At 46.6% G+C, this 12,359-nt stretch carries 12 protein-coding genes; all 12 read left to right on the plus strand.

Annotated features, from left to right (window positions below; translation table 11 throughout):
* The 12 genes from MKY23_RS11250 (at position 1) to dut (ending at position 12,280) form a co-directional block, all read left to right on the plus strand.
* Positions 1–309, plus strand: coding sequence for a YlxR family protein (locus MKY23_RS11250; protein WP_090923834.1), 309 nt, complete (start codon positions 1–3; stop codon positions 307–309).
* Complete coding sequence (locus MKY23_RS11255; protein ID WP_339839373.1) at positions 302–631, plus strand: ribosomal L7Ae/L30e/S12e/Gadd45 family protein; 330 nt, start codon at positions 302–304, stop codon at positions 629–631. Before MKY23_RS11250 ends, MKY23_RS11255 begins: the two co-directional genes overlap by 8 nt.
* Complete coding sequence (gene infB, locus MKY23_RS11260) at positions 624–3,209, plus strand: translation initiation factor IF-2 (RefSeq protein ID WP_339838031.1); 2,586 nt, start codon at positions 624–626, stop codon at positions 3,207–3,209. The genes MKY23_RS11255 and infB overlap by 8 nt, the downstream gene beginning before the upstream one ends.
* Positions 3,210–3,234: 25 nt before the next feature.
* Positions 3,235–3,600, plus strand: a complete 366-nt coding sequence (rbfA, locus tag MKY23_RS11265) for a 30S ribosome-binding factor RbfA (RefSeq protein WP_090923831.1) — start codon at positions 3,235–3,237, stop codon at positions 3,598–3,600.
* Between the two features lie 19 nt (positions 3,601–3,619).
* Complete coding sequence (locus MKY23_RS11270; protein ID WP_339838038.1) at positions 3,620–4,597, plus strand: bifunctional oligoribonuclease/PAP phosphatase NrnA; 978 nt, start codon at positions 3,620–3,622, stop codon at positions 4,595–4,597.
* Positions 4,591–5,514, plus strand: coding sequence for a tRNA pseudouridine(55) synthase TruB (truB, locus tag MKY23_RS11275; RefSeq protein ID WP_339838040.1), 924 nt, complete (start codon positions 4,591–4,593; stop codon positions 5,512–5,514). Before MKY23_RS11270 ends, truB begins: the two co-directional genes overlap by 7 nt.
* 81 nt (positions 5,515–5,595) lie before the next feature.
* A complete protein-coding gene (locus MKY23_RS11280) occupies positions 5,596–6,522 on the plus strand; it encodes a bifunctional riboflavin kinase/FAD synthetase (RefSeq protein WP_244159422.1) in 927 nt (308 codons plus the stop codon).
* Between the two features lie 158 nt (positions 6,523–6,680).
* Entirely contained in the window at positions 6,681–6,950 is a 270-nt protein-coding gene (gene rpsO, locus MKY23_RS11285; RefSeq protein WP_056700672.1) for a 30S ribosomal protein S15, read from the plus strand.
* Between the two features lie 259 nt (positions 6,951–7,209).
* Complete coding sequence (pnp, locus tag MKY23_RS11290) at positions 7,210–9,312, plus strand: polyribonucleotide nucleotidyltransferase (RefSeq protein ID WP_090923827.1); 2,103 nt, start codon at positions 7,210–7,212, stop codon at positions 9,310–9,312.
* A gap of 180 nt (positions 9,313–9,492) precedes the next feature.
* A complete protein-coding gene (locus tag MKY23_RS11295) occupies positions 9,493–10,488 on the plus strand; it encodes a polysaccharide deacetylase family protein (RefSeq protein WP_186811705.1) in 996 nt (331 codons plus the stop codon).
* 102 nt (positions 10,489–10,590) lie between these two features.
* Positions 10,591–11,871 carry a pitrilysin family protein gene (locus tag MKY23_RS11300; protein WP_090923826.1) on the plus strand — a complete coding sequence of 427 codons (1,281 nt, stop codon included), beginning with the start codon at positions 10,591–10,593 and terminating at the stop codon, positions 11,869–11,871.
* Positions 11,828–12,280 carry a dUTP diphosphatase gene (gene dut, locus MKY23_RS11305; protein WP_186811704.1) on the plus strand — a complete coding sequence of 151 codons (453 nt, stop codon included), beginning with the start codon at positions 11,828–11,830 and terminating at the stop codon, positions 12,278–12,280. The genes MKY23_RS11300 and dut overlap by 44 nt, the downstream gene beginning before the upstream one ends.
* The last annotated feature ends 79 nt before the right edge of the window (positions 12,281–12,359 follow it).

A 12,359-nucleotide genomic window follows, 5' to 3' on the forward strand; every position in this document is an offset into this window, starting at 1 on the left:
ATGAAACCTAAAAAAGTGCCGCTGCGCAAATGTGTGGCATGTCAAGAAATGATGCCCAAAAAACAACTGATTCGCATCGTTAAAACGCCCGAGGACGAAGTACTGATCGATTTGACCGGGAAAAAGTCCGGACGAGGCGCATATCTGTGTGGCAAAGAGTCTTGTTTCAAGCTTGCACTTAAAAATCGTGCGCTTGATCGTGCGCTGAAGAGTAAAGTTTCACCAGAAATCTATGAACAGCTCGCTGCCGATTTCGTTGCAGTTGAGGATGAATTCATTGCTGCACAGGAGCGTGAAGAGGATGAGTGATATGAAAGTGTTGTCTTACCTCGGTCTATCCATGCGCGCTGGTAAACTGCTCACAGGTGATGAGATTGTGCATAAGGCGATCCGTTCGGGTGAAGCCAAGATGGTTTTAGTTGCAGGCGACGCCTCGGCGAATACACAAAAGAAATTTCGCGACAAATGTGCTACTTACAAGGTTCCGCTTCTTATCGGATTGGATCGTGACCGTATTGGGTCAAGTATCGGTAAAGACACGCGGGTGGTTCTTGCAGTAACAGACCTTGGGTTTGCAAAAATGATCTCCAAGCAAGTCGGTATAATGTCGGAGGTGGAGTATATTGAGTAAACAGGAAAACAAGGAAAAATTGCGAGTTTATGAATATGCGAAGTCCCTTAACATGAGCAGTAAAGAAATTATAACCATTCTTAAAAAGCTGGATATTCCCGTTAACAATCATATGAGTGTGATGGAGAATGGTTCAGTCGGTAAAGTGGAACAATTTTTTAAAGATATAAAATCCACTGCCGCTTCGAAACAAGGTGGCGAAGCCAAGTCTGTTGCGACTTCGGCTGCACGCAGTGACAAACCAGTGGACAGCAACAAGCCGGGCGGCGGAGTGAACACGCCGAATAACAGCACAACAGCCGGTAGTCCCGTACAAACAAAAATACAACAGGAAAAGCAGGTAGGTATGAACAATAGACCAAATTCCAACAATAACAATGGCACTCAGAGACCAAGCGGCCAAGACAGCCGTAACAGAACAAATTCTTCTTCCCAAGGTTCAAGCCAAGGAGGACAAACAGGAAATCGTCCAAGACCAGCTTCAAGCGGTCAAGGAAACACGGCTTCCCGCCCGCAAGGGTCCGGACAACGTCCGAACAATAGCGGTGGTCCAGGCAGAACTGCAGGACCGAACACCGGTAGTAACTCTGGCAATAATGCTAACCGTACTGGTGGCCAAGGCCAAGGTCAGGGACAAGGTGGACAGCGCAGAGGTGGTCAAGGCAATTCCGGTAATAATAACAGCGGTAACCGTTCCAATAGTGGTGGCGGTGGCGGACGTCGTTTCGACGATAACCGTGGCGGCAACTTCCGTAATAACCGTGGTGGCAAGAACAACCGTAACAGAAACCAGCAACAGTATGTGCAACGTGAGAAAATCGATAACACACCGAAGAAAATCATCGTTCGTGGTGATATGACGGTTGGTGAAACAGCGAAGCTTCTTCACAAGGATGCTTCTGAAGTTATTAAAAAGCTGATTGGTATGGGTGTTATGGCAACCATTAACCAAGAACTTGATATCGATACCATTCTCCTCCTTGCAGGTGAATTCGGTGTTGAAGTTGAAGTGAAAATTGTGCTTGAAGACGATCGTTTTGAAACCGTTGAAGAGAATGATGATCCTGCTGACCTTCAATCCCGTCCTCCAGTTGTAACGATTATGGGTCACGTTGACCATGGTAAAACAACATTGTTGGATGCCATTCGTTCTACGAATGTAACTGGCGGCGAAGCGGGCGGAATCACGCAACATATCGGTGCATATCAAGTTGAAATTAACCACAAGAAAATCACGTTCCTGGATACTCCGGGTCACGAAGCATTTACAGCAATGCGTGCGCGTGGAGCACAAGTTACAGATATGACGATTATTGTAGTCGCTGCCGATGACGGTGTTATGCCACAAACGGTTGAGGCGATTAACCACGCGAAAGCGGCAGGTTTGCCAATCATCGTAGCGGTTAACAAAATTGATAAGCCGGGCGCTGATCCTGACAAAGTAAAACAGGAACTGACCAACTATGAACTCGTTCCGGAAGAGTGGGGCGGAGATACGATCTTTGTAAACGTATCTGCGAAACAAAGAATGGGTCTGGAAGGTTTACTTGAAATGATTCTGCTCGTTGCAGAAGTAAATGAATACAAAGCAAATCCGGATAAACGTGCCCGGGGTACGGTCATTGAGGCTGAGCTTGATAAAGGACGTGGACCAGTTGCACGTATCCTTGTACAGCATGGTACACTGAAAGTCGGAGATGCGTTCGTAGCGGGTAACTGTTTTGGTCGTGTACGTGCAATGGTCAATGATAAAGGCCGCCGTCTGAAAGAAGCAGGACCATCTACACCGGTAGAAATTACAGGTTTGACTGAAGTGCCAGGAGCAGGAGATCCGTTCATGGTGTTCGAAGATGAGCGTAAAGCTCGTTCCATCGCTGACAAACGTGCGATTACGCAACGTGAATCCGATCTGGGTACGAACACACGTGTAACTCTGGATGATCTGTTCCAACACATCAAAGATGGTGAGATCAAAGATTTGAACGTGATCATTAAAGGTGACGTACAAGGTTCGGTTGAAGCATTGAAAGGTTCCCTTGCGAAAATCGAGGTTGAAGGTGTACGCGTGAAGATCATTCACAGCGGTGCTGGTGCGATCACGGAATCCGACATCATTTTGGCTGCAGCTTCCAATGCCATCGTGATCGGTTTCAACGTTCGTCCTGAAAACCAAGCCAAAATTACTGCGGATCAAGAGCAAGTAGACATTCGTCTGCACCGCGTCATCTACAGTGTTATCGAAGAGATTGAACAAGCAATGAAAGGTATGCTTGATCCGATCTACAAAGAAAAAGTGATTGGCCATGCTGAAGTACGTAATACCTTCTCCATCAGTAAAGTGGGTACCATTGCGGGTTGTATGGTTACCTCTGGCAAAATCACTCGTTCTGCGGAAGCTCGCCTGATTCGTGATGGTATTGTCCTTTACGAAGGTAAGCTGGATTCCCTGAAACGCTTTAAAGATGATGCCAAAGAAGTGGCTCAAGGTTACGAGTGTGGTATCACATTGGATAAATACAACGATCTCAAGGAAGGCGATGTAATTGAAGCCTTCATCATGGAGACCGTACAACGATAAGCAAGGAAGTTTGAGGTGAACAACAATGGCTAAGATTCGTACAGGTAGAGTGGGCGAGCAGATCAAGAAAGAACTGAGTCTGCTCATCCAGTCAGAACTGAAAGATCCACGCATCGGTTTTATTACCGTGACAGGAGTTGAAGTAACTGGCGACTTGTCGCAAGCCAAAGTTTATCTGAGTGTCTTCGGTGAACAGGAGCAAAAGGATAACTCGCTTAAAGCACTTGCAAAAGCAAACGGCTTTTTGCGCACGGAGCTGGGCAAACGTATCCGGTTCCGTCATGTTCCCGAGTTGATATTCAAGATTGACGAATCAATTGCATATGGTAGCCGAATTGAAAAGCTGCTTGGCGATATTGGTTCTGACAACGACAAAAACGAATCCCAGTAACAGAATAGAGGAGACGGCAATGCACACTTATGAACAGGCGCTCCAGGCAGGAAAACAATTCTTGCTGGAGTATGACGATTACCTGGTCGTGTCGCATGTACAGCCGGACGGTGACGCAGTCAGCTCGACGGTAACGATGGGCTGGCTGCTGTCATGTCTGGGAAAGACATTCACAATGATTAATGAGGGTGAAATCCCGTCACGCATGCGTTTTTTGTATCATGCGGATGCCATTGTGAACATGACCGAACAACCACCGGAGCGTAAGTATAAAGCGATCATTTGTGTTGATTGTGCAGACTTCGCCAGAGTGGGGCTCACACGTCAATATTTCGAGGAAGACGCAGTTATTTTAAATATCGATCATCATCCTACGAATAACGGATATGGTACAGTGAACATCATTAAATCCGATGCAGCAGCTACGGCCGAAATTCTGTTTGAATTGCTCGAACTCTTCGATATTACATGGGATAAGGATATAGCTACGGCAGTATATACAGGTATGCTGACGGATACAGGTGGATTCCGTTATGCGAATACAAGTCCCAATGTGATGGCTGTTGCTTCTCGTTTACTGGAGCATGGTGTGGATGGGCCTTATTTGGCACAAACGCTGCTCGAAGAGGTTACTCTTCCGCAGATCCGCATCTTGAACAAGGCGCTGTCATCCTTGCAAATGTCAGAAGACGGTAGAGTTGCCTGGGTTGTTATTACACCGGAAGATATGCAGGAGTGTGGGGCGGCGAACGAGGATCTGGAAGGGATCGTAAACTATACCCGTAACATTCGTGGGGTAGAAGTAGGTATCTTTTTCAAAGTGATCAACGATAATGCTGTTAAAGCTTCCTTGCGTTCTGCCGGTAAAATAGATGTTGCAGCACTGGCACAAACTTTTGGTGGGGGCGGACATGTTCTCGCAGCTGGATGCCGACTGGAAGGCAAAGTCGAAGAAAGCGTGGAAAAAGTGTTGAAGCAGGTGAATACACAATGGTAAAACCGTTTGAAGGTATTCTCCCGGTATATAAACCAGCGGGATTCACTTCCCATGATGTTGTAGCCAAAATGCGTCGGATTTTGAAAATGAAGCGCATCGGTCACACGGGAACGCTCGATCCGCAGGTAACTGGTGTTCTTCCGTTATGCCTTGGGCGAGCGACACGGGTGGTGGAGTATATGCAGGAACTTCCGAAGGAGTATCTGGCGACACTAAGGTTGGGCCTTGCTACAGACACCGAGGATCTGACGGGTGAAGTTATTGAACGTTCGGAATCCCCTGTAGAAGTAACTCAGGATCAGGTGGAAGAGGTGTTACAGAAGTTTCTGGGTACCATTTCGCAGGTTCCGCCGATGTATTCAGCTGTAAAGGTCGATGGAAAACGGCTATATGAGCTTGCCCGCGAGGGTAAGACCGTAGAACGCAAGAGTCGTGAAGTCACCATCTACGAGCTTGAGCTTATCGGGATCGAAACCCATGATGGAACAACGGATATATCGTTCCGCGCCTTGTGCTCAAAAGGGACGTATATTCGCACATTATGTGTAGACATCGGTCGTGAACTTGGTTTCCCCTCCACCATGGTTAAGCTGGAACGCACCATATCTGCTGGTATCTCGGCAGATCATTGTCTTCGTTTCGAAGACGTGGAACAGCGTATGAACGAAGGGACTCTCTCTGAAGCATTGATTCCCGTAGATGAAGCGATCTCTTCCATTCCAGCCCATAAAGTTGGAGAAGAACAGACGAAGGGCGCTCTACAGGGCCAAAAGCTTTCAGCACGTTTACTGGAGCCACCTGTGGAGAAGCCAGGGCTACTCCGTCTATACGCTCAAGATGGAACGTTTCTAGGTATTTTTGAACGGGATGAATCGAAACCAACCGTGAGGGCTGTTAAAGTCTTCTTACCGGAATAAAGAGGCAATGGCTTGGCGTGATGACGAGGTTCAAGCTTGGCCTATCAAGTGAAATGCAGGTGAATGATTGTGAAAACCGTAATGCTAACCTATCCGCAAACATTGCAATCGGCGGAACTGAGTACACATCCCCAAGTGCTGGCTATCGGTCAATTTGACGGGTTGCATCTCGGACATGCAAGCGTCATTCTATCCGCTGTTCGCATCGCTAGGGAATCGGATATGAAGGCGGCCGTCATGACCTTCCACCCACACCCGAAGGAAGTTATGCGCAAAGGGGATTACGAGGGTTATCTGACGCCTCTCAGAGACAAAGAAGAAATTTTGGCTGGCATGGGCGTAGACATACTCTATGTTGTTGAGTTCAATGAATCATTTTCACAGCTCTCGCCAGAGCAATTCGTTCATGAACTGTTGCTTCCTCTCCAAACGCGTACAGCGGTTGTTGGATTTGATTTCCGGTTCGGGCACAAAGGTGCTGGGGATGAACAAATGCTTCGTGCGCTCGGGGATGGAGAAATGACAGTAGAGACCGTGCCTCCGTTTTTGCTGGGCGGGGAGAAAGTAAGTAGCTCGCTGATCCGTGCTCTTTTGAAGCGTGGTGAGATGGATGAGGCAAGCCAGTGGCTTGGACGTCCTTATAGTGTCAGAGGTACTGTGATTCACGGAGAGAAAAGGGGACGGACCATCGGTTTTCCTACCGCCAATCTCGAACTTACCGATCACTATGTTACACCAGCCAAAGGTGTATATGCTGTACGAGTAAACGTTGGCGATCAAGAATTGACAGGTGTGATGAACCTTGGTGTCAAACCTACCTTTCACGAGAATGGAATGAGACCGACGTACGAAGTACATCTGCTCAATTTTGACGGCCAAATCTATGATCAGGAACTGAAAGTAGAACTGGTGCATTACATTCGAAATGAACGAAAATTCGATTCCATCGATGCTCTGATTGCTCAGATCCGTGAAGATGCACTGACCGCAGCTCGCTTACTGTCCTAAAAACTTTAATAAAATGGATGTTTACATTTACTTTGTCCGGGCAAGTATGGTATAATGTACTACGTTGTCGAATGAGGCAACATTAACCTTAGCTTGGTTACACGCTCTCACCGGCGGTGACGAGGCTAATGGCGATTATAATGAAGGAGGTGAATAGGATGGCATTGACTCAAGAACGTAAACAACAACTGATCGACGAGCACAAAACTCATGAGTCCGATACTGGATCACCTGAGGTGCAAGTTGCTATCCTTACGGAAAACATCAGAAGTTTGACAGACCACTTGCGTACGCATAAGAAAGACCACCACTCACGTCGTGGACTTTTGAAAATGGTAGGTCAACGTCGTAAGCTTTTGGCTTACGTGAAAAACAAAGATGTTAAACGTTACAGCGCACTGATCGAAAAACTCGGATTGCGTCGTTAATTATCGTACATGTTTTCAAAATCAACCTGGCTGTTATCCGCTTTTCTTTTGTCTAAAAGGACAAGCGGAGCTTACAGCCGGGTTGTTTTGTAGATGAACATGTTGCCATATATTTGTAGCTGAGGGCTCCGCAAGGAGCTTTTGTTTTGCAAGTCAGTCTCCGGCCTGTCCAACTATAGTTAATGAATGCTGGACAAGCAGGAAATACTGTGAATATGCAGAATCCATTGTGATAGGAACGAATTAAAGGAGGGATTTCATGGAACAGCGTGTTGAAATGCAGCTTGGTGGAAGAAAGCTTACGCTTGAAACCGGGCGTTTGGCCAAGCAGGCAAATGCTGCCGTAAAGGTAACATACGGGGATACCGTCGTATTGTGTACCGTGACAGCATCCAGTGAGCCGAAAGATTTGGACTTTTTCCCACTAACGGTGAACTATGAGGAAAGATTGTACGCTGTTGGTAAAATCCCAGGTGGATTTATCAAGCGTGAAGGTAGACCATCCGAGAAAGCAATTCTGGCAAGTCGTCTGACAGACCGTCCGATTCGTCCATTGTTCCCGGAAGGTTTCCGTAACGATGTACAAGTTCTGAATATTGTTATGAGCGTGGATCAGGATTGTGAACCACAAATCGCAGCAATGATTGGTACTTCAGCAGCACTGAGCATTTCCGATGTACCTTTCAGTGGGCCAATTGGCGGTGTGAAGGTGGGCCGTATTGATGGAGAGTTCATCATTAACCCAACAATTGCACAGCTTGAAGTCAGCGAACTTGAACTCGTGGTTGCAGGAACTAGAGATGCGATCATGATGGTTGAAGCCGAAGCGAACGAGTTACCAGAAGAAGTGATGCTTGAAGCAATCATGTTCGGACATGACGAGATCAAAAACATCGTAACGGTGATTGAGCAGCTTGTACAAGTAGCTGGTAAAGAAAAAATGGAAGTGAAACTGCATGCCGTTAATGCAGAAGTGAACAGCAGCGTGCGTGAGTTTGCAAGTGCACGTTTGGTGGAAGCTGTTAAAATTGCTGAGAAACATGCCCGTCAAGATGCGATTGATGTCGTGAATGACGAAACTGTTGCTCATTTTGAAGAGAAATACATTGAATCACCTGAATTGTTAAAAGATGTGAAAGAAGTGCTGCACGATATCGTCAAAGAAGAAGTGCGCCGTCTGATCACTCACGATAAAGTACGTCCGGATGGACGCGGCCTTGCTGAAATTCGTGCAATTGAATGTGATACTTCACTGCTTCCGCGTACACATGGTTCAGGTCTGTTCACACGTGGACAAACGCAAGCACTGAGCATCTGTACACTAGGTGCACTGGGTGACGTTCAAATTCTGGATGGCATCAGTTTGGAAGAAACGAAACGTTTCATGCATCACTATAACTTCCCGCCGTTCAGCGTAGGTGAAGCTCGTCCGCTTCGTGCGCCAGGACGTCGTGAAATCGGACATGGTGCCCTTGGTGAGCGTGCATTGTCTAAGGTTATTCCTTCTGAAACGGACTTCCCATACACGATTCGTTTGGTATCTGAAGTATTGGAATCCAACGGTTCTACGTCCCAAGCAAGTATCTGTGCAAGTACACTTGCCATGATGGACGCAGGTGTACCAATCAAAGCACCGGTAGCTGGTGTGGCGATGGGTCTGATCAAAGACGGAGACCATGTATCTATCCTGAGTGATATTCAAGGTATGGAAGATCATCTGGGCGATATGGACTTCAAAGTAGCAGGAACACCTGAAGGCGTAACAGCGATTCAAATGGATATTAAAATCGATGGAATCGATCGTCAAATCTTGTCCGAAGCGCTAGCTCAAGCCAAAGAGGGACGTATGCACATTTTGGGTAAAATGACCGAAGTGATGAAAACACCTCGTGAGCAATTGTCCCAATATGCGCCTAAAATTACGACTATGCATATCAATCCGGACAAAATCCGTGATGTCATCGGCGCTGGTGGTAAAATCATCAATAAAATCATCGAAGAAACCGGTGTTAAAATTGATATCGAGCAGGATGGACGTGTCTTTATCGCTTCTTCCAATCAGGAGATGAATGATAAAGCCAAAGCGATCATCGAAGGCATTGTACGCGAAGTACTTGTTGGCGAAATCTATGTCGGCAAAGTAAAACGCGTTGAGAAATTCGGTGCATTCGTTGAAGTGTTGCCAAACAAAGAAGGTCTGGTTCACATCTCCCAATTGTCTACTGAGCGTGTAGCGAAAGTAGAAGATGTTGTGGCGATTGGTGATTCTATTACTGTAAAAGTAACCGAGATTGACCCGCAAGGTCGAATCAACTTGTCCCGTAAAGCAGTACTAACAGCAGAAGCTCCTGCGCAATCCTAGGTTGCTGACGTTGGTTTGAATAACATAAGCATGATTGAATGAAGAGACAGAATGTGAATTTCTGGCTCTTTTTTTAACGTTTAAACAAAAATACGTTCCATTCATAAGATTGCAGTTTTTATTCATATTCCTGTCCTTGTCCTCATATGATGGGGACAAAGACGGCAGGAGGATGGAGCTGTGAGAAACCAATCCAAAAAACTGGCGGTTGTTCTTGCGGGTGTGGCGGCGGTCATGCTAATCGGACAAGTGGACAGTGTACGTACATACATTACGGAGATCCGTGATGGTCCGGGAACTCAGAATGCTTTTGACATGTTTAAGGAAGCGACCGGAGAAGAGTCATTGTTATCTGCGATCAAGGATAAGGCAGCTGAAACTCGAATTGCACCGGTGAATGCGAGAGTTGATCGAGTATGGAAAGCGATCCCGGGTTATAACGGCCTGGAGATCGACGTAGAAGCTACGTATCGCAAGGCGCTGGGTGGCACGCTGAATACCAAAATTCCATATGTCTATCGCCAGACCCAGCCGGAAATTCAGTTAAAAGACCTGGGGGCACATCCGATTTATCGAGGCAATGAGAGTAAACCCATGGTTTCTTTTATGATTAATGTCGCTTGGGGCAATGAATTCCTTGTTCCAATGTTGGACACGCTTGACGCGGAGAAGGTGAAGGCTACATTTTTTCTGGATGGAAGTTGGCTGAGCAAAAATGCAGAACTCGCCAAGGAAATTCAGAAGCGTGGACATGAGCTTTCCAACCATGCATATTCACATCCCGACATGAGTCGTTTGAGTGCAGAGCGAGCCCGATTAGAAATTAGCAAAACCCAGGATCTGTTGCAACAAACCCTTGGAGTGGAAAATCGTTGGTTCGCTCCGCCTTCAGGTGATTTTAATCAAAAAACGGTGGATATCGCGGCATCTATGGGGCTAAAAACCGTCTTGTGGACGGTAGATACGGTGGATTGGCGCAAACCCAGCCCAGACTCTGTCATAGCCAAAATTGCCAATAAAACCGAAGCGGGATCATTAATTCTTATGCATCCTACAGCTTCCTCGGCAGGAGCACTGAAAGGTATGATCGATTCCATCCATGCTAAAGGACTGTCGTTAGGAACTGTAAGTGAAACGTTGTCTTCTGAACGGGTGCAAGGCCATACGGTTGAGTGAACGCCGTTTTTTTGTTAATATCAAAAAGTTGGAACCAAATGTCGATTTCAATTTCATCATTATTGAAATCAGGGCAATTATAGAGATGTAGGAGGGCCAACCGTGAAAAAAATTCAGCTGGGCAATGGCCTCAGAGTTGTGATGGAACAAATCCCGACCTGTCGTTCCGTGTCATTTGGAATCTGGGTCAAAACAGGTTCGCGTAATGAGCGAACAGAAAATAACGGGGTATCCCATTTTATTGAACATATGCTTTTTAAGGGGACGGATCGGTTTGATGCGAAGGCGATTGCGGAGCAGTTTGATGCGATCGGCGGTAACGTAAATGCATTTACCTCCAAGGAATATACCTGCTATTACGCAAAAGTGTTGGATGAGCATCTTCCCATTGCGGTGGATGTGTTGTCCGATATGTTCTTTCGCTCCAAAATGGACGACGGTGAACTCGTCAAAGAGAAAAATGTGATTTTGGAAGAAATCTCAATGTACGAGGATACGCCTGACGACATGGTTCACGATTTGATGGCGCTCGCTGCATATGGAGAGCATCCGCTGGCATATCCAATCCTGGGAACTGAAGAACGTCTTAAAGCGATGGATTCCAGTCATTTACGTGCATATATGAAGGAGCATTACACCATCGAGAATACTGTGATCAGTATTGCGGGTAACATTGACGATAGCGTGATTGATCTGATGGAGAAACACTTTGGTGCGTTTGATGTTAACGGTGTAACCGAGGAAGTAAACATTCCGGCTTTTCAAAGCGGTCAGCTCTTCCACAAAAAGAAAACGGAACAGAATCATATCTGTATTTCGTTTCCAGGTTGCAAAATCGGAGACCCGCTACAATTTGCGATGGTTGTTCTTAACAATGCGATTGGCGGCGGTATGAGCTCCAGATTGTTCCAGGAAATCCGTGAAAAGCGCGGGCTCGCTTACTCCGTTTATTCTTATCATAGCTCTCATGCGGACAGCGGACTATTCACGATCTATGCGGGTACAGCGCCGAAACAGACCAAAGAAGTACTGGATCTAACCAAAGAAGTGTTACGTGATCTGGCCGTAAATGGATTATCCGAAGATGAACTGCGTAAAGGCAAGGAGCAGCTGAAAGGCAGTCTGATCCTGAGTCTGGAGAGCACGGGCAGCCGTATGAACCGACTGGGAAAAAATGAATTGATGCTTGGCAGACATCATACGCTTGACGAGATGATTGCCAAGATTGAGCAAGTCACGATGAAAGACATTGACGCTGTGCTTGATCTGATGTTTGCAGAGCCGTTTGCGCTCGCGATGGTAGGAGCATCAGACAAGACGATTGCTGGACTTAGAAGGGATGATTTGGTTGCATTACGTTCAAATAAAGAAATTACCGGGTAACGAAGATATTAAACTGCCGCAAAAGATGTCCGAGCTGGCTGCTGGCTTTGATGTGGTGGCGGCTTTGGAAGAAGAAGTTGTGCTAGAGCCGGGGCAGCGTACATTGATTCCGACTGGTCTTGCGATGGCGATGCCTGCTGGGCTGGAAGCTCAAATTCGTCCACGTAGCGGACTTGCTTTCAAACACGGGATTACTTGCCTGAATACACCCGGAACCATTGATGCGGATTATCGTGGTGAGGTGAAGGTGTTGCTCATTAATTTGGGTCAGGAGCCCTTTACGATTGTGCGTGGGGAACGGATTGCTCAAATCGTGTTTCAGACGGTGCCTGCCATCGAATTGACGGAAGTGGCTGAACTTTCGGAGACCGTGCGGGGCGAAGGCGGATTCGGGCACACAGGTAAATAACAATACCGATTTCTTTTTTACAAATATATAGTTGGATAACTATAATAATATCGTGTATCCCAGCCGTCCTTTACAGGGC

Source organism: Paenibacillus sp. FSL R7-0272 (assembly GCF_037969905.1).
Lineage (GTDB): Bacteria > Bacillota > Bacilli > Paenibacillales > Paenibacillaceae > Paenibacillus > Paenibacillus polysaccharolyticus.

Coding starts and splice junctions, on each gene's coding strand:
- MKY23_RS11250 (WP_090923834.1), top strand. CDS start 1: ATGAAACCTAAAAAAGTGCCGCTGCGCAAATGTGTGGCATGTCAAGAA.
- MKY23_RS11255 (WP_339839373.1), top strand. CDS start 302: ATGAGTGATATGAAAGTGTTGTCTTACCTCGGTCTATCCATGCGCGCT.
- rbfA (WP_090923831.1), top strand. CDS start 3,235: ATGGCTAAGATTCGTACAGGTAGAGTGGGCGAGCAGATCAAGAAAGAA.
- MKY23_RS11270 (WP_339838038.1), top strand. CDS start 3,620: ATGCACACTTATGAACAGGCGCTCCAGGCAGGAAAACAATTCTTGCTG.
- truB (WP_339838040.1), top strand. CDS start 4,591: ATGGTAAAACCGTTTGAAGGTATTCTCCCGGTATATAAACCAGCGGGA.
- MKY23_RS11280 (WP_244159422.1), top strand. CDS start 5,596: ATGCTAACCTATCCGCAAACATTGCAATCGGCGGAACTGAGTACACAT.
- rpsO (WP_056700672.1), top strand. CDS start 6,681: ATGGCATTGACTCAAGAACGTAAACAACAACTGATCGACGAGCACAAA.
- pnp (WP_090923827.1), top strand. CDS start 7,210: ATGGAACAGCGTGTTGAAATGCAGCTTGGTGGAAGAAAGCTTACGCTT.
- dut (WP_186811704.1), top strand. CDS start 11,828: ATGATTTGGTTGCATTACGTTCAAATAAAGAAATTACCGGGTAACGAA.